The 16196-nt window shown below is 70.8% G+C and carries 17 protein-coding genes and 4 tRNA genes; 17 read left to right on the top strand and 4 right to left on the bottom strand.

What is annotated here, in order from left to right:
• Positions 1-195 precede the first annotated feature (195 nt).
• The 11 genes from HS041_RS25620 (at position 196) to HS041_RS25570 (ending at position 5138) form a co-directional block, all read left to right on the top strand.
• A tRNA-Gly gene (locus tag HS041_RS25620) sits at positions 196-267 on the top strand.
• Positions 268-292: 25 nt separating this feature from the next.
• Positions 293-363: transfer RNA gene (locus tag HS041_RS25615), tRNA-Cys, on the top strand.
• Positions 364-440: 77 nt separating this feature from the next.
• Positions 441-512 (top strand) — tRNA-Gly (locus HS041_RS25610).
• Between the two features lie 14 nt (positions 513-526).
• Positions 527-601: transfer RNA gene (locus tag HS041_RS25605), tRNA-Val, on the top strand.
• Positions 602-732: 131 nt separating this feature from the next.
• Positions 733-1038 carry a hypothetical protein gene (locus tag HS041_RS40165; protein ID WP_307845464.1) on the top strand — a complete coding sequence of 102 codons (306 nt, stop codon included), beginning with the start codon at positions 733-735 and terminating at the stop codon, positions 1036-1038.
• 14 nt (positions 1039-1052) lie between these two features.
• Positions 1053-1571 (top strand): DUF6879 family protein, encoded by a 519-nt coding sequence (locus HS041_RS25595; protein WP_196443341.1) that lies wholly within the window; start codon positions 1053-1055, stop codon positions 1569-1571.
• The gene (locus tag HS041_RS25590) at positions 1564-2400 is read left to right on the top strand and encodes a helix-turn-helix domain-containing protein (RefSeq protein WP_196443340.1); all 837 of its coding nucleotides are present in this window, start codon (positions 1564-1566) and stop codon (positions 2398-2400) included. The genes HS041_RS25595 and HS041_RS25590 overlap by 8 nt, the downstream gene beginning before the upstream one ends.
• A 97-nt stretch (positions 2401-2497) precedes the next feature.
• The gene (locus HS041_RS25585; protein ID WP_196443339.1) at positions 2498-2893 is read left to right on the top strand and encodes a hypothetical protein; all 396 of its coding nucleotides are present in this window, start codon (positions 2498-2500) and stop codon (positions 2891-2893) included.
• A 195-nt stretch (positions 2894-3088) separates the two neighbouring features.
• Positions 3089-3349 carry a hypothetical protein gene (locus HS041_RS25580; protein ID WP_196443338.1) on the top strand — a complete coding sequence of 87 codons (261 nt, stop codon included), beginning with the start codon at positions 3089-3091 and terminating at the stop codon, positions 3347-3349.
• A gap of 43 nt (positions 3350-3392) precedes the next feature.
• A complete protein-coding gene (locus HS041_RS25575; protein ID WP_196443337.1) occupies positions 3393-4034 on the top strand; it encodes a hypothetical protein in 642 nt (213 codons plus the stop codon).
• A 582-nt stretch (positions 4035-4616) separates the two neighbouring features.
• The gene (locus tag HS041_RS25570; protein ID WP_196443336.1) at positions 4617-5138 is read left to right on the top strand and encodes an ATP-binding protein; all 522 of its coding nucleotides are present in this window, start codon (positions 4617-4619) and stop codon (positions 5136-5138) included.
• A 6-nt stretch (positions 5139-5144) separates the two neighbouring features.
• On the opposite strand, the gene HS041_RS25565 is transcribed toward HS041_RS25570, so the two are convergent.
• On the bottom strand, positions 5145-5675 hold the full coding sequence (locus HS041_RS25565) for an Lrp/AsnC family transcriptional regulator (RefSeq protein WP_196443335.1): 531 nt from the start codon (positions 5673-5675) through the stop codon (positions 5145-5147).
• Positions 5676-5760: 85 nt separating this feature from the next.
• Here HS041_RS25565 and HS041_RS25560 point away from each other — a divergent pair, with 85 nt between their 5' ends.
• The 6 genes from HS041_RS25560 to pcp all read left to right on the top strand — a co-directional run bounded on the left by HS041_RS25560 (position 5761) and on the right by pcp (position 12423).
• Entirely contained in the window at positions 5761-6708 is a 948-nt protein-coding gene (locus HS041_RS25560) for a Rossmann-fold NAD(P)-binding domain-containing protein (RefSeq protein WP_196443334.1), read from the top strand.
• On the top strand, positions 6705-7679 hold the full coding sequence (locus HS041_RS25555) for an aldo/keto reductase (protein WP_307845463.1): 975 nt from the start codon (positions 6705-6707) through the stop codon (positions 7677-7679). Before HS041_RS25560 ends, HS041_RS25555 begins: the two co-directional genes overlap by 4 nt.
• A gap of 140 nt (positions 7680-7819) precedes the next feature.
• A complete protein-coding gene (locus HS041_RS25550; protein ID WP_307845462.1) occupies positions 7820-8689 on the top strand; it encodes a hypothetical protein in 870 nt (289 codons plus the stop codon).
• Between the two features lie 52 nt (positions 8690-8741).
• Positions 8742-9635 carry a hypothetical protein gene (locus HS041_RS25545; protein ID WP_307845461.1) on the top strand — a complete coding sequence of 298 codons (894 nt, stop codon included), beginning with the start codon at positions 8742-8744 and terminating at the stop codon, positions 9633-9635.
• Positions 9636-9756: 121 nt separating this feature from the next.
• Positions 9757-11712, top strand: a complete 1956-nt coding sequence (locus tag HS041_RS39815) for an endonuclease/exonuclease/phosphatase family protein (protein ID WP_196443333.1) — start codon at positions 9757-9759, stop codon at positions 11710-11712.
• 69 nt (positions 11713-11781) lie between these two features.
• Positions 11782-12423, top strand: coding sequence for a pyroglutamyl-peptidase I (pcp, locus tag HS041_RS25535; protein WP_196443332.1), 642 nt, complete (start codon positions 11782-11784; stop codon positions 12421-12423).
• Positions 12424-12484: 61 nt separating this feature from the next.
• Here pcp and HS041_RS25530 read toward each other — a convergent pair whose 3' ends face one another.
• From HS041_RS25530 to HS041_RS25520, 3 genes are all read right to left on the bottom strand, one after another.
• Positions 12485-13522 (bottom strand): hypothetical protein, encoded by a 1038-nt coding sequence (locus HS041_RS25530; RefSeq protein WP_196443331.1) that lies wholly within the window; start codon positions 13520-13522, stop codon positions 12485-12487.
• A gap of 91 nt (positions 13523-13613) precedes the next feature.
• On the bottom strand, positions 13614-14498 hold the full coding sequence (locus HS041_RS25525) for a hypothetical protein (protein WP_196443330.1): 885 nt from the start codon (positions 14496-14498) through the stop codon (positions 13614-13616).
• 134 nt (positions 14499-14632) lie between these two features.
• Positions 14633-16081: a glutamate-cysteine ligase family protein gene (locus HS041_RS25520; protein ID WP_230879600.1), complete on the bottom strand. Its 1449-nt coding sequence runs from the start codon at positions 16079-16081 to the stop codon at positions 14633-14635.
• Positions 16082-16196 lie beyond the last annotated feature (115 nt).

The following is a 16196-nucleotide window of genomic DNA, read 5'->3' as shown; positions in this document are numbered from 1 at the left end:
TCCCGGATTCCGGCCGTCCCCCGCGTTCACCCCGAGCGTGCGCCTCCCTCCGGCACGGATCAAGGCCCAATCGCGGAGCGGTGCAGGACCCGGCTGCCGGGCCTCCCGGAGGCTCGGCAGCCGCACATGCGCGCACGCACCTCCGAAAAGGCGCTAGAGTTTTCCCGTGCCCCGGGCGAAAGCATCGGGAATCACGCGGAAGTGGCTCAGTGGTAGAGCATCACCTTGCCAAGGTGAGGGTCGCGGGTTCGAATCCCGTCTTCCGCTCCGGCAGGTCCTCCGGGACCTGGCTGGTGGAGTGGCCGAGAGGCGAGGCAACGGCCTGCAAAGCCGTGTACACGGGTTCAAATCCCGTCTCCACCTCAGCGCACGGACGCTGGGTCCTCCGGGATCCGGTAAAGTAGTGCAGGTACCGCACGGGGACGACTCGCAGCGGACACGCGGAAGTGGCTCAGTGGTAGAGCATCACCTTGCCAAGGTGAGGGTCGCGGGTTCGAATCCCGTCTTCCGCTCTGATTTCACCCGAGGACGATTAGCTCAGCGGGAGAGCGCTTCCCTGACACGGAAGAGGTCACAGGTTCAATCCCTGTATCGTCCACCACGCTCCATGGCAGACCAGGTGTCACCTGGTCGAAAAGGAGACGCAGCCCCAGCTCACGGCCCTGGCCGAGAGTCTGGGGCTTTTGGTGTTCCTGATCGTTCCGGGTTGCCGCCGGCGCCGGTGCCGACGTTGTGCTGACCTCGATCGGCCAGACGTTCCGCAAAGAGCTTGACGCCCTTCGGCGCGCGGCGGAACATCCGAACATGGCCGAGAAACACGAAGCAACTTCCCCTCCAGGCAAGCACATGCGGCTACGGTTCGTCGGAAGCACCTCCAACCAAGGCGGATGTCCCACGATCTACGAGACGGATCGCGGGACCTTGGTCATCCAAGGCATCCAGGTGATCGACCCTGCGACGCTTGCGGACGCCCGAGACATCCTGGACGGGGAGGCGTTCGTGGAGGTTCCCAAGGAGTTGTTCAAGTTCCTAGGGTGATCAGCATGCGTCTAGTGTCCGGTGACGACTTCGTGAGGCTGTTCTCCTTGTTCGACGTGTCCGCGTTCCGCCTGGAGACACGAGAGCGCTACCACCTGGCCAAGGGCGAGGAGGAGCCCTTACGGCGGTTCCTCGCTGGGGAACCCGACGACATGGCGTGGATGAGTGAATGGTTCGATCTCATGCGCCAGCATGCCTCACACGGACGGACGTTCCGACGCGTTCGCGTCGTGTCCCGCCCGTTCTCTGACTACGTCCGTTTCAGCATGGCGGTAGCCCGCCACAGCATCCCCACTGGAGACCAGATCCACTACCTTGACCGCGTCGAAGCCGAACGGCTGAATCTGCCTCATTCGGACTGGTGGCTGTTCGACGATGAACGTCTGGCCCTGCTTCATCTGGACGATGACGACGTCCTTCTGGGTGCGGAGATCATCACGGACCCGGCCACAGTCGAACAGCATCGCAAGTGGCGTGATCTCGCATGGGAGCACGCGATTCCCCTTGAGGAGTTCGTGACCTCCGGTGCGTGACATTGCCCGTGCCCGTCAGCAGATGGGAGCAAGACTCAAGGAACTACGGCTCGATGCGAAGCTGACCGGGCGGCAACTGGCCGCCCGGTACGGCTGGCAGGCGTCCAAGGTCAGCAAGCTGGAGAACGGCCGCCAGACGCCCTCGGAGGACGACATCCGCGCCTGGTGTGATGCCGTGGACCGGCCAGACGAGGCACCGAACCTGATTGCCACCCTGCGGGCTATGGAGACCCTCTATGCCGAGTGGCGGCGGCAGCTTCGGCTAGGAACCAAGACCCGCCAGCAGAGCTGGGCGGAGATGGAAGCCGAGACCACCAGTTTCCGAGTCTTCGAGTCGGTCCTTATCCCTGGCCTGCTCCAAACCAGTGAGTACGCCCGCCTGCGGTTGTCCCAGGTGATCGCCTTCCACGGAATCCCCGATGACCTCGAAGAGGGGGTTGCGATACGGATGCGCCGTCAGGAAGTGCTCTACAACCCGAGCAAGACCTTCCACTTCGTGATCCTGGAGAGTGCTCTCCGTCTGGGCATGGCTTCCCCAGATGTGATGCTCGGGCAGCTTGATCGGCTGATCGCCATTGCCATGATGCCCCGTGTCCGACTGGGCGTTGTCCCCATGGGTGCGCCGCTGCCGTTCGCCCCTCAGCACGGCTTCTGGATCTTTGGTGACCGTGCCGTTCACGTTGAGACTGTCGCAGCCGAACTGACGTTGACGCTGCCTGAAGAGATCGAGCAGTACGCGCGGTTGTTCAACTGGTTCGCCAAGATCGCTCATTACGGCCCACATGCCCGTCAGATCATCACGCAGGCGATGGAAGCACTGTCGGAGTAGTGCTCAGGATTCCCGGCCTGCCTTCACAGGTGGACGAGTTGAAGCAATTGCGAGCAACTTCCTTGAAGCTGTTCTAGCTGGTTCCTACGGTCGGAGCATGACCCCCGAACGGACAGCAACAGAGCTCAGCGCAGAGGAGCACCGCCTTCCTGAGGTAAGTGACCTTGTCGCCGAGATGCACAACAAGGCGTTGGCTGTCGTGCAACGGCTGCTGAAGCCGCACGGCGTTCGTACCGTGCGCGCTCATACGATCGGCATGCGGCTGCACGGGGACGGCATGCCGTGGCCGAAGGCGTGCCTGATCCACTACGCGCCCGAGTTGACCGCCTACAGCGATGCCGGTCGGACCGTCGCCACGGTGACCGTAGGCCAGCGCGCCGGCCACTATCTCGTGTCCCTCCCCACGGCGGACGTGAGCTGCCGGAACGTGAGCACCGATGAGCCCGGCACGGTGGTGGACATGATCTGCGCCGCCCTGAAGGCGGCGGCATGACTCAGCGGCAGATACCGGAGTTCGATCACGTCGAACGAGGAGGCGTCTGGGAAGCCCGGTTCGTCGGCACCCCGTCGGACGCTCCCCCTGATGTGTCGGCAGCGACCTTCCGAGAGCTTGAGCTGCGCTGCATCTCCAAGCGGATCGCCCGTTCGCTTCGAGCGAGCTTCGCCCGCCAAGCCGGGAGGGGCTGAGATGGCGCTCAAGGACTGGGCCATCATCGACAGCGGACGTGTGGCTACACGAGCGGTCAACGGCACGACGGTCACGGTCATGTGCGGGACGTTTCCCAGCCTGGAAGCGGCTGTAAAGGACTGGGAGAGCCGTGAAGCGGCGCGGCTGGCACACGATCTGCAAGAGCTGGGCCGCCTGGTGGACGGGGCGCTGGACCGGCTGAAGCACAGCCGGGTAGGCGTGTCCCACCATGAGCCCATCTGCACAGGGGATCTTCGCTGACGATTGGCCATGCCCTGTACATCTCAGCCCTACGGTGAGACATATGGGGCATACAGAACAAGAGTCGCCCGATGGGCCGGAAAGGTCCGTCGGCGACGAGCGGATGTTCGACGCGCTGGACCACGGCGCACCACCCCTTCCTGCGGTTATCCCGCCCGGCTCGGCCGCGATTGCCGCAGCGGGTCAGTGGGGCCGCTACGGATCGGTGGTCGTGCTGTTCCGCGAGGGGGACGGCGAACTCTACGACGACACCTACCTAATGGCGCGTTCGACGGACGGGCGTTGGCAGAGCCCGGGGGTCTGCGGAGGGGGCGGCATGCCGGAATGGGTGCTGAACCGGCCGGCCGAGCCGCTGCCCACATGGCGCGGCAACGATCTGGTGGACTTGTCGGCCCAGCTCGCCCAACCCGGCAAGAATGCGGAGGTACTGACCGAACTGACGGTGATGGCCACGAAAAGAGTCGCCACGGTGCAGGTCAGCTATGCCGGAGACGTCATCGACCTCCCCGTCCCAACCTGCGGTCTGGTCACCGTGCCGCATGCGGTCCACCACGCGAACGATGTGGCCGAGTTCCGGGGATTCGGCGGCTCCGGCGACCTCATCGCCGTTACGCACTATCAACCGCTGGCGGGCTGGGACCACGAGTACTTCGGATGGCCCGATGCCTCACTGTGGGCCGAGTGACGCATCCCTACCGGAGTTGTCGCCCGCCCAGGAGACCAGCGCCCCGGGTCGGGGCGGGAGTGCCTACCCGGGAGGATAGGGCGCGGTGTATCCCGGCGGGTTGTACCCCTGCAGAGGAGGCGGCCCCTGCGGACCGTGGGGCCCTTGAGGGACATGGTGTCCTTGAGGGATGTGGTGCTGCGGGGGAAGCGGAGGCTGGAGCGGAGGACGGCCGGTCCGGCGTTCGGCGGCCCCGCAGGCAGCCCCGCCGATCATCAGCCCGATCCCCGTCAGGGCGAGGACAGGCGCCTGCTGCGCCTCCTTCGGGCTGTCCTCGAAGGAGAGCCCCACGCCGAAGAACAGCGCTATACAGCCGAAGGTGAGAAAAAGGACACGGCCTACCATGCGGGAGAGTTTAGCGCCACGCCTCGGGCACGACCGGTGTTCAGGGCACGCCCATGCCGATGCGCCCGGCACCGGCCCGCACCACCGCCTGTTCCTGGCCGCCGTACCGTCCGCCCATTCCCCGAGAGGCGTCCGGACCCGCCGCCGACCCGGGCACCCGCGCACCGGCAGGCCGTCCCCGCCTGCTGGAATGAGGGCATGAGCGGTCCGGAGGTCGCGGTCCTGGTGGGCCTGCAGGGATCGGGCAAGACCACCTTCTACCGGCAGGTCCTGGCGGCGACCCACGTCCACGTGAGCAAGGACAACTTCCGGAACGCCCGGCGGCGGCAGCTCCACCAGCTGCGCCTGATCGACGAGGCGCTGGAGGGGGGTCTCGACGTCGCGGTGGACAACACCAATCCCTCGCCCGAGGAGTGGCTGCCGCTCATCGAGGCCGCCAGGCGGCACCGGGCGCGGGCGGACTGCTACTGGTTCCCGCCCGACGTGACCGGCTCGCTGGAGCGCAACGCCGCGCGGGAAGGCAGGGCCCGGGTGCCCGAGGTCGGCGTCTTCGCCACACTCAAGCGCCTGCGCCGCCCGCTCCTCGCCGACGGCTTCGATGCGCTCTTCTCGGTCCGCTTCGACGGCCGCGGCGGTTTCGAAGTGCGGCGGGAGGCCGAGCGCCCCTCGGCGGGGGTACGGCGGGCGGCGGAGGACACGTTCTCGGGGTCCCCGCGGTGAGCGCGGTCACCCCGACCGGTCGCGGCCGACCGGCGTGATCGCCTTACGCTCGACCGGGGAGGACATCACGATCGAGGTCGTGGTCCGGCCGAGTGCCGACACCTCCTCGAGCAGCTCCTCCAGATGCCCGGTGTCATGGACGGCGACCTTGAGGATCCAGCAGTCCTCGCCGACCACGTGGTGCGCCTCCAGGATCTCCGGACGGGCGATCATCGCCTGCGTCCTGGGATGGCGGAAGGTGAAGCCCCCGTGCGGGGAGACCCGGACGAACGCGAGGACGCCGTAGCCCAGCCGCACCGGCGACACGAGCGCGGCGTACCCGGTTATCGTCCCGTCGCCCTCCAGGCGGCGGATGCGCTCCGCCACGGCCGCCGGGCTCAGCCGTACCCGCCGTCCGAGCTCACTCAGCGTGATACGGCCCTCCGCCTGGACGAGTTCGAGCAGCCGCAGATCTATGGCGTCCAGCGCGACCGGTGAATCAGCGGCGAGGAGCCGCCGATGGCGTGGATCTTTCGGCTGAACGGCCGTATCTCCCATGGTTCCCCCTTCAGATCGCGGCCATGAACCGTAACACTTGTCCCCCGTGCGGTGCAGGCCGTACGGAAAGGTGCGAAAGGTATCTATGAAGCACGTATGCGTTATCGGGGGCAGCCGCTACTTCGGCAAGCGGCTGATCCTGCTGCTCCGCGACGCCGGAATCGACGTCACGGTCGTCAACCGGGGCTCGTCCCCGCCGCCGCCGGGCGTGACCCACCTCGTCGCCGACCGCGACCGGGAGGAGTCGCTGGAGAAGGCTCTCGGAACGCGGACCTTCGACGCCGTCGTCGACCAGGTCTGCTACACGCCGCGGCAGGCCGCCGTCGCCAAGCGCGTCTTCCGCGACCGCGCCGGGCGTTATGTCATGACCTCCACCATCGAGGTGTACGACCCCGCCGGATCCGGGGCGATCCGGCCCGCCGCGCCGGGCGTCCCGGTCACCGAGGACGCCGTCGACCCGGCGGTCTGGCCGGTCCGGATGGAGCTGCCGTGGGAGGACCCGGTCTTTCGCGACCTCCACTACGGCGAGGGGAAGCGCCAGGCGGAAGCGGTCTTCACCCGGGACCCCGTGTTCCCGTATGTCTCGGTCCGGTGCTCCCACGTCATGGGCGGGGGCGCCGACGACTTCACCGGACGGCTGGACCACTACGTCCAGCGGATCCGCGGGGGGCGGGAGATCGTCGTCCACCGCGACCCGCGCCCCTCGACGTTCATCCACCATCGGGAGATCGCGGACTTCCTGTTCTGGGCTGCGGGCGCCGGCTTCACCGGTCCGGTCAACGCCTGCTCCGGCGGCGAGCTCGACGTGTTCGGCCTCTGCGACCACATCGCGGCGCACGGTACGGCGCAGCCGGTCTACCGGGTGGCGGGCCCGCAGGACGCCGAGGTGTCGCCGTTCTCGTTCGACCGCTACTACGGCATGAGCAACGCGCTGGCCGGCCGGCTGGGCTTCCGGTTCTCGGAGACCGCGGACTGGCTGCCCGGGGCCGTCGCCGAGGCGGTCGCCGCGCGTGGGGCGGTGAGCCCGCGATGACCCAGACCGCCGCGGGAGCCTCCGGAGAGGTCCCCGCCCCGTCCTCCCGCCGCATCCGCACCCCGTCCTCCCGCCGCATCCGCACCCTGCCCTCCCGCCGCATCGGCGATGTCCCGGTCGGCGCGATCGGTCTGGGGGCCATGCCGCTGTCCATCGAGGGCCGTCCGGACGAGGCCCGGGCCATCGCCACGATCCACGCGGCGCTCGACGCCGGCGTGACGCTCATCGACACGGCCGACTCCTACCACTGGCACGCCGGCGAGACCGGTCACAACGAGACGCTCGTCGCCCGGGCCCTCGCCCGTTACGCCGGTGACCTCTCACCGGTCCTGGTCGCCACCAAGGGCGGGCGCGGGCGGCCGGGAGACGGCTCGTGGACGGTCGACGGCTCCCCCGCCCACCTCAGGCGGGCCTGCGAGGAGTCACTCAAACGGCTCGGGACCGACGCGATCGGCCTGTACCAGTTGCACAAGCCGGACCCGGCCGTCCCCTACGCCGACTCCCTCGGCGCGATCCGCGAGCTGCTCGACGAGGGCAAGATCCGCATGGCGGGCGTCTCGAACGCGAACGCCGGGCAGATCCGCCAGGCCCGCGAGATCCTCGGCGACCGGCTGGTCTCCGTGCAGAACCGGTTCTCCCCCTCCGTCCGAGCCGGTGAGCCCGAGCTGCGTCTCTGCGAGGAGCTGGGGATCGCTTTCCTGCCCTGGAGCCCGCTCGGCGGCATCTCCGCCAGCTCGCTCGACGGTCCCTCCTCGGCGGTCGAGCCCTATCCCGGCCTCGCGGCGTTCCACGAGGTCGCCCGGGCCCGCGGCGTGAGCCCGCAGCGGGTCTGCCTGGCCTGGATGCTCGCCCTTTCCCCGGTGATTGTTCCCATCCCCGGAGCCAGCCGGCCGGAGACGATCCGCGACTCCGCAGCCGCCGGTGAGCTGGTGCTCGACGCCGCCGAACTCGCCCTGCTCGGCCCCGCCTGACCGCTCAGGGAACCGGGAGGGGACGGCCAGTCTCGCCCAGTGGGCGTCACCAGCCTCCATTGCGATGCACCATGGAAGAACGCATCATCCGAAATCAGGGTGATGGGTGAGTTTTCGGCGTCGGCGAAGGGGGCGAGCCTGTGCTGCGTGTGGTGGTCGATCCGGAGGTGCCCGCCGAGGCGGCCAACCTCCTGCGCCGGAACGGACCGCTGCTCTCCCGGTTCCGGCGCGGCTGGACCCCCGAACCCGGGGACGGGTTCAGGAACGCGGCTCTGGTCATCCTCGGGGGAACCGCGCTTCCGGTGCTCGCGGGCGTGTCGCTGGTGGGCGCGGTGGCGGCACCGCTGATCCTGCTGATGATGGTGGAGGCGTTCGTCCTGCTCGTCCTGTACCTCGTCAGGAAACCCTCCCCCACCGGTTCTCTGGAGCGTGTCCTCTACCGCCAGGCGAACGAATGGCAGGGCCGCTTCCTGGTGCTGGAGGACTTCGACCTTCCGGCGAGAGGACTGCTCGGCCGGGTCCAGCAGGCGATCGACCGGATCCTGAGGTCCCGGGTGAACAACCTGGGACTGCTGGACAGCGTGCGGAACTCGGTGATGCTCCCGGCCGAGGAGTGGGAGATCGCCCGGTTGCTGGCCAAGCTGTCGGCGCTGCGGGCCAGGCACCGCGACCTCGCCGGGGGCGGGAGGACCCCCGAGGTGATCGCGGCGATGGAGCCGCTGGAGCAGGCGCTCGCCGACAGCGAGGCCGCCGTCGTCGCCCGGGTCGAGGCCCTGGAACGCTACGCGCACCACGTCACGGAGGCCGACCACGCGCTGCTGTCCCAGCAGCAGATCGAGGTGATCCGCGCCCACCTGCCGGAGTACGAGCAGCTCGTCGCGGAGAGCGGCGCCGGCACCCTGCTCGCTCCGGAGATCGGGCGTCTGGCCCAGGACGCCGACCTGCTGCATCGGGCGCTGCACGAGAGCGTGCGCTCCGCGCACGAGGCGTTCCGCTATCTCGGCCGGTAGCCGAAAATATAAGCTTTCCTGACCACGGTCTGACGGGAGGAGGACCCGGCCGGTGCAGTATGTGGTGGTCGATCCGGAGGTTCCCGCGGAAGTCGCCGACCTGTTCCGCCAGAACGGGCCGTTGTTGTCCCGCATCCGCTCCGGATGGACCCCCAAGCCCCCGGCCGGCTCGTCCAAGCTCGCGATCCGGACCGTGCAGGTCGGCGGCGCGGTCGCCGCGCTCTGCCTGCTGAGCGTCGTCCTCCTCGCGGGAGGCGGGCACATCCTCATGTTCGTCACTGCGTTGCTCGCCTTCGTGGCCTTCACCGGCCACCTCGCCGCCAAGGAGCCCCTGGAGGCGGAGAGCGCCGAATACGACGTCTACCGCCAGGCCCGCTGGTACGAGGGGCGTTACCTTCTGCCCGAGGACTTCGACCATCCCGCCGAACTGCTGCGCGAGCGGACCCGGCAGGCGGTCGGCTACATCCTGAACTCCGAGATCAACGGCAGCGGGATGCTCGACGACGTGCGGAACTCGGTGATGCTCCCGGCCCAGGAATGGGAGATCTCGCGGCTGCTGGCCAAGCTGTCGGCGCTGCGGAGCGAGCACCGCCGCCTGATCCGCGACGGGAACGCTCCCGAGGTGGTCGCGGCGATGGAGCCGCTGGAGCGGGCGCTCTCCGCCAGCGAGGCCGCCGTCGTGACGCGGATCGAGGCCCTGGAACGCTACGCGCGGCACGTCACGGAGGCCGAGCGGGCGCTGCGCGCCCACCAGCAGGTCGAGCTGCTCCGGTCCCGGCTGCCCAGATACGAGGAGTTGCTCGCCGAGACGGGCGCCGACGCCTCGGCCGTACCGGAGATCGACCACCTGTCCCGGGACGCCGGCAGGCTGGAGCAGGCGCTGCGCGACAGCGTGCGCTCCGCGCACGAGGCGTTCCGCTATCTGGACGGCCCCGCCGGGGACTGACGCCCCGGCGCGCGGCTCCTCCGGGGGTACGGCACCGCGGCCCCGGTCCCCGCGAGCGCCGGTCTCTCTTGCCAGGATCCCGCAAAGAGACGAGGATGGCTCACATTCCTTGGAGGTGGGCATGCGGATCCGCCCGGACGTCACCCTCGGCATGGTCGTGCTGGCCGACGTGCTGCGGGTCTTCCTGCCGTCGCTGATCACGCTGTTCGGCCGGGCCGGCAGCACGCCCGCCGAGCTGATGGGCCTGTACGCCGTGTCCTGGTTCGCGGCGGCGTTCCTCGCGGTGCCGCTGGCGCGCCTGGTTCCCGCCTCTCGGATCGCCCTGGGCGCCGGAGTCCTGCTGCTCGCCGCCCGCCTCGCGCTGCAGCTGACCGGCGGCGGGAACGCGCAGTTGTACGTGGCCAGCGCGGGCCTGCTGGCGGGGCTGGTCTGGCTGGTCGCCACCGCCATGTCCGCCCGGGACTCCCGGCCGGCGCTGGCGGGGGTGGCCGCGGGGCTCGCCGCCTCCACCGTGCTCCACGCGGCGCTGGACGGCATCGACCTGATGTGGCGGCGGGGACCGGTCCCGTGGGCGCTCCTGGCGGCCGAGCTGGTCCTGTTCGCGGCCTTCCTGCTCCGGCCCGAGCGGACGCCGCCCCGTTCTCCGGAGGAGGCCGGGAGCGCGGCACGGGCCGCCGGGGACGGCGGCGCGTCACCGGCGCAGGCCACACCGGAGGAGAACCCGGCCGCGCCGCGCGCCTGGCTGCTCGTCGGCCCGGTGCTGCTGCTGTGGGGCCTGTACACCGGCAACACCGCATACGCCCAGGCCACGGCGGACGCCCCCGCGTGGACGGCGGCGATCGTGGCGGGATTCGCGGTGCTCTCGCTGCGACCCGCCGTGGCACCGTGGAGATGGCACCCGCTGGTGCCGGGCGCCGTCCTGGTCGCCTCCGCCGCCGCCTTCGCCTCCCTGCACCTGACGATCGGCGGGATCCACGGGGTGTCCCCGCAGGCGATGGTCGCCGCGCAGGCGCTCGGCCAGCTCGCCCTGGTCGCCTGTCTCGCCTACGCGGCCACGGCTCCCGGGCCCGGTGCATCCGGTCCGGTCCGGCGCGGCCTGGCCGTCTCGGGAGGCATGCTGCTGTTCGTCGTGCTCGTCTTCGGCTACTACGCCGCCTACGACCTCTACCTGCCCAACGACTGGGTGCCGATCGCCGCCGCGCTGCTGGTCGCGGCACTGGCCCTGGCCGGGACCGCCCGCCGCCTGGAGCCGGGCACCGCGCGGATCGGCGGGCGGGCTCCCGGCTGGCGGACCCCCGTCGCGGCGCTCGCCGCCGCCGGGCTGGTGGCGGCCGTCCCGCTCTGGCGGGGGCCGGTCCCCTCCTGGGAGCCGGCCGGCGAGGGCCTGCGGGTCGCGGCCTACAACATCCGCATGGGGTACGGCGAGCCGGGCCGCCTCTCGCTGGAGCAGCAGGCCGACACGCTGCGGCGGATGCGCCCGCACGTGGTCGTGCTCAGCGAGGCCGACCGGGGCTGGCTGCTCAACGGCGGCCACGACGGCGTGCGGCTGATCGCCGAGCGGCTCGGAATGCGGTTCGTCTGGGCCCCGGCCGCCGACGAGGTCTGGGGCGACGCGATCCTGACGAATCTTCCGGTCACCTCGGTCCGCAACCACGTGCTCGTCCAGGGCGGCCCCACCGGCGCGCAGGCCCTGGAGGTCGGGCTGAGGTGGGGGGACCGGGAGATCACCCTGATCGGCACCCACCTGCAGCCGCCACCCGGCTGGCGCGAGCTCGACCAGGTCGAGCAGCTCGCCGGGATCGTGCGGGAGGCCGCGAAGGAGCACCCGGTGATCGTCGCGGGCGATCTCAACATCGAGCCGCCGGACCCGGCCTGGCGGGTGCTGCTAGAGGCCGGGCTGACCGACCCGATCGCCCCGGTCCGGCCGTTCAACACCATCCCCTCCCCCGGCGGCTCGGTCGAGCAGATCGACCACGTGCTGGTCACGCCGGGCTTCACCGGCCGGGACCAGGCCAACGTCAACGTCCACCACTCCGACCACCGCCCCATCGCAGTGACTCTCGTCCCCATTAAGTAGTGTTTGTCCTATGACGGAGCACCCGGTGCCGACCGCTGACGGAACCCGCTCACTCCCGGAGGTCCGGCGATGAGAATCCTGCTCGCCGGCTTCGAGCCGTTCGACGGCGCGGTGGTCAACCCGTCCTGGGAGGCGGTCCAGCTGGTCGAGCAGACGTACGCCGTGCAACTGGGCGTGCGCGCCGTGCAACTGCCGTGCCTGTTCGGCAAGGCGACGGAGTTCCTGCGCGAGGCGATCGTGGAGCACGAGCCCGAGGTGGTCGTCTGCGTCGGGCAGGCGGGCGGACGCCACGCCGTCACGGTCGAGCGCGTCGCGATCAACCTCGACGACGCCCGTATCCCGGACAACGCGGGCGAGCAGCCGATCGACCAGCCGATCATCCCCGGAGGCCCCGCCGCCTACTTCTCCACGCTGCCGGTCAAGGCGTGCGTGGCGGCCGCCAGGAAGGCCGGGATCCCCGCCAGCGTCTCGCAGAGCGCCGGGACGTTCGTCTGCAACCACGTCTTCTACGGGCTCATGCACCTGATCGCCACCGAGTTCCCGCAGCTGCGCGGGGGCTTCGTGCACGTGCCGTACGCCCCGGAGCAGGTCCTCGACCACGCCGAGCCCTCCATGCCGGTCCCGCTGATCGCCGAGGCGCTGACCGCGATCGTGACGGCGGCCGTCCTGCTCCACGACGACCTGCGCCTGGTCGGCGGCGCCATCCACTGAGGGCGCCGCCGGCCAGGCGGCAGAGCGTCGCCGGGGCGACCGCCGCGCGGCTCCCGCCCGGCTACAGCGGCACGCCGTACAGCACGCGCCTTCCCGGGAACTCGCTCACGCTCCACACCTGGTCGCGCACGCGGGTGAGATCCTCCGGGCCGACCGGGTACGGCCGCCGGGTGAGCCTCTCCCCGGCCACGATCAGGGCGCCGTTGCCCGACGCGCCCGCCGACTGGCTGAGGTACCAGGTGCTTCCCCGCGAGAGCGCCCCCTGGATCTTGGCTCCCGGCAGGGCGTAGGCGTCCAGGGCGTCGGCGACTCCGTCACCGCCGGCCGGCAGGGTCCCGTCGGCCGCCAGCGGCCACCGTGCCACCCTCCCGGTCCGGCCGGGCTCGTCGACGTACTCGCCGGAGATCAGCAGGTGGGGCGTGGAGTCGCGGTCGACGGCGGCGAAGGAGAAGCGGGCCTCACCGGTGACCGAGGTCCAGGAGCCGGTCTGCGGCATCACGTAGCGGTAGCCGAAGGCGTTGTACACCCCGCCCTTCCTGCCGATCGCCTCGCCGTCCTCGCCGTTCACCTCGTAGATGTGCCGGGTGTCGAAGACCCGGAAGCCCCGGTGGGTGTCGGCGACGTAGAGCAGGTCGCCGTACCAGGCCACGCCCCCGGCGTGGATGTTGATCGGGGCGATGTCGCCGTCGGGCCTGACACCGACGAGCAGGACGTGCCGGTAGCGCAGGGTCACCCCGTTCAGGAACGACAGGCGGATCCCCCGCTCGGGGGCGTCCGCGGGCTTGAAGTACCAGCTCACCACGTACACGTTCCCGGCGACGCCCGCGTCGGCCGAGCCGGTCAGCCCCTGCGGGTACCAGTCGGTGACGTCGTTGTCACCGGCGTCGAAGCAGTACCAGTCGGCCGGGCGCGGCTTCATCGAGCCGAACGCCCCCGTCCCCCTGGCGCCCTTCCTGGCCGTGACCCGGTTGGCCTTGGCCAGCACGGTGCTCAGCGGCACCCGGTCGAGCTCCCGCTCCAGCACCGCGATCCCGGGCGGCGGACCGCCGTCTCGCCTGAGCCGGAACGGCTCCGCGGATACGGCCTTCATCACGCTCATGTCACTCCTTCCCCGTGACCACCATTTTGGCGGATCATGGTGCGGAGTTCAGCATTATCCGGGGAACGGCCCGTCTCGGAGGAATGCCCCGTCAGGGGCGCATCGCCCGCCAGGACGGGTAGTGGTGGACCGCGATCCCGGCGAAAGCCGGATACGCCCGCGCCGCCACGTCGACTTCGGCCAGAGCCGCGGTCATGCGCGCGCCGCCCTCCTCGTGGAAGGTGCAGTAGGGGCAGTCCGCCAGCGGTGCGGTCTCCGCGGCCAGCCGCACCGGCCTGCCCGCTCTGGTGGCCCGGGCGAGCATGTCGGCGCCGACGGCCATCAGCGAGTTGGGGCCGCTGGCGGTGTCGCGGTAGCTCATCACGGTGACCGCGTCCACCCGTGCCAGCACCGCGTCGGCCAGCGTGGTGCGCGGGCCGGCGGGAACCGTGTGGTACCAGAACGGCACGTCGGCCTCCAGCGGGCGCGCGTCGTCGGCCTGCAGCAGTTGCAGCATCCGCAGCAGGCCCGTGACCGTCCCCGCCTGATCGGTCCGCCAGCGCGGCAGGACGTACGGCTCCACGTCGACGTGACTGCCGGCGAACAGCCCGGTGCCGAGGACGGCCCGCTGCCAGGTCCGCGCCGCCGCGTGGTCGGCGGCCCACTCCGGGTCTCCGCCCAGTGCGGTCAGGCGGATCCTGGCCGTGTCCGCGCCGCGCTTCAGCTCCCGCAGCCGCGCCAGCCGGGAGGCGCTGGAGGGCAGCCTCGCATCGGCGTGGACGAAGATCTCCCGCACGCCCCGGGCCCGCGCCCAGGCCAGCACGTCGACCGGCCGTACCGCGTCGGGCCGCCACAACCACATCGCCCGTGTCCCCGCCGCCGCGGGTTTCAGCCGGACCGAAGGTTTCGGCTGAGCCGAGGCCGGAACGGCGAGGCCCGGACCGGCCAGCAGCACGACGGCGAGAAGGCCCCCCACGGCCCGCATCGCGATCGACACGCCCCCCACCGCCTCCACGCCTCTTCCGGACTTCCCGCCGTCGGCCGGACCGCGGCAGAAGACCCATCGGATCCGGGAGCCGCGAGCTGAGCGTTTCGGCGCCCCGCGGCCATCCCGGCGAACGGCGAAAGAGGTCAGCGGGGCCAGGCGTGCACGGGCTGCCCGCTCAGCCCCAGCTCGCGGTAACGGGTCACCATCGCGGTCGCGTCCCCGCCCAGCGCGGCGAGCGCCTCCCGCTGCCAGACCGACCCGGTACGGCGCCGCGTGACCCGCTCCCTGATGATCTCCAGCATCCGTCCGGAGTCGTCCGGGTCCACCCCGACCCGGTCGAGCCCGGCCCTGGCCACCGGGAGCAGATCCAGCGCCAGCCGGGAGGCGGGGACCTCCTCCGGCAGGCCGGGCCACGACAGCGCGGCGTCCAGGCCGCTGATCGCCGCCCGGTAGAAGTTGCGGTAGGCCGAGGCGAACGGGAACTCCTCGACCGGCTCGACGGCCAGGGCGGAGGTGAGACCGAGCAGGAACGCGGTGTTGGCCACCATGTCGACGGGGGTCGGCCCGGCGGGCAGGGCCCGCATCTCCACCCGCAGGTGTCCGCCGTCCGCCGGATCGTAGACCGGCCGGGTCCACTGCCACACCGTGCCCTGGTGGAGCCGGAGCTCGGCCAGGGAGGGCACCGCCTCCTGCCCGGCTGCCGGCGTCGGGTGGGTGGTCATCGGCAGCACCGGCTCGTAGTCGCGAACGCATATCGCGAACAGCTCCTCCGGGCTCTCCACCCAGCCGGACCCGAAGGCCACCCGCCGGTCCCTGCGCCCGAGCCGCTCCAGGTCCCGGTCGTCGGCCGCCTCCTCGAACAGCGCGATCCTGGTCTCCTCCCACAGCCTCCTGCCCATGAACCCCGGGGAGTTGCCGCTGACGGCGAGGACCGGCCCCACGGCGAGCTGGGCGGCGTTGTAGACGCGGGCGAAGTCGGCCGGAGCCGTACGGAGATGCACCTGCCAGGAGGTGTTGGCGCTCTCCAGGATCACGCCCTCGACCTCCAGCTCCAGTACCTCGGCCCCGTGGATGCGGACGCGGTACGGCTCGACGCGCAGCCGGCGCATGCCCCGGCTCAACGCCCGGTAGCGGCTCTCGTCACTCATCGTCTCGTGGGTGAAGTCGAGCTCGCTGAGCGTGGGCAGGATGCCGATCGCCACCACCCTCCCGCCCTCGGCCTCGGCCGCGGCGCCCACCAGCGTGAGCACCTCGTTCAGCTCGCGCTCCAGGGCGGTGAACGGCCTGCCCGCCAGCGGCAGGGGGGTCAGGTTGGCCTCCAGGTTGAAGCGGCCCAGCTCCAGGGTCAGCCGGTCGTCGTCGGCGGCGTCGCGCACCTCGTGGTTGCGCGGCAGGGGACGGCCGTCGGGCGTGGTGAGGAACAGCTCCAGCTCGGCCCCGATCGTGGCGGGCCCCGTCCCGAACCCCGGCCGGCCGAGCAGCTCGTGGAGCTCCGCGAGCTGTCCGGCCAGCAGCTCCCCGAAGCGGGCGAACTCCGCCTCGGAGTAACGATCCTTGTCGACTCGCTGCCCCATCACACCGTCCAGTTTCATCGGCTCTTGTCCCTCCCCTCTCTCCCCTGTGCCGCTTTCTAATCTGTGCGAGACATAAATCACCGCAGGCGGGGCCGCGGTCTCCGGGCAGGGCACGGAGACCGCGGCGCGGGGG

This window comes from Planomonospora sp. ID67723 (assembly GCF_015711605.1).
Lineage (GTDB): Bacteria > Actinomycetota > Actinomycetes > Streptosporangiales > Streptosporangiaceae > Planomonospora_A.
Note: the sequence above shows the minus strand (reverse complement) of the source record. Positions and strands in the feature narration are given on the sequence as shown.

Coding starts and splice junctions, on each gene's coding strand:
- HS041_RS39815 (WP_196443333.1), top strand. CDS start 9,757: ATGCGGATCCGCCCGGACGTCACCCTCGGCATGGTCGTGCTGGCCGAC.
- HS041_RS25585 (WP_196443339.1), top strand. CDS start 2,498: ATGACCCCCGAACGGACAGCAACAGAGCTCAGCGCAGAGGAGCACCGC.
- HS041_RS25570 (WP_196443336.1), top strand. CDS start 4,617: ATGAGCGGTCCGGAGGTCGCGGTCCTGGTGGGCCTGCAGGGATCGGGC.
- HS041_RS25555 (WP_307845463.1), top strand. CDS start 6,705: ATGACCCAGACCGCCGCGGGAGCCTCCGGAGAGGTCCCCGCCCCGTCC.
- HS041_RS25575 (WP_196443337.1), top strand. CDS start 3,393: ATGGGGCATACAGAACAAGAGTCGCCCGATGGGCCGGAAAGGTCCGTC.
- HS041_RS25580 (WP_196443338.1), top strand. CDS start 3,089: ATGGCGCTCAAGGACTGGGCCATCATCGACAGCGGACGTGTGGCTACA.
- HS041_RS25520 (WP_230879600.1), bottom strand. CDS start 16,081: ATGAAACTGGACGGTGTGATGGGGCAGCGAGTCGACAAGGATCGTTAC.
- HS041_RS25530 (WP_196443331.1), bottom strand. CDS start 13,522: ATGAGCGTGATGAAGGCCGTATCCGCGGAGCCGTTCCGGCTCAGGCGA.
- HS041_RS25565 (WP_196443335.1), bottom strand. CDS start 5,675: ATGGGAGATACGGCCGTTCAGCCGAAAGATCCACGCCATCGGCGGCTC.
- HS041_RS25560 (WP_196443334.1), top strand. CDS start 5,761: ATGAAGCACGTATGCGTTATCGGGGGCAGCCGCTACTTCGGCAAGCGG.
- pcp (WP_196443332.1), top strand. CDS start 11,782: ATGAGAATCCTGCTCGCCGGCTTCGAGCCGTTCGACGGCGCGGTGGTC.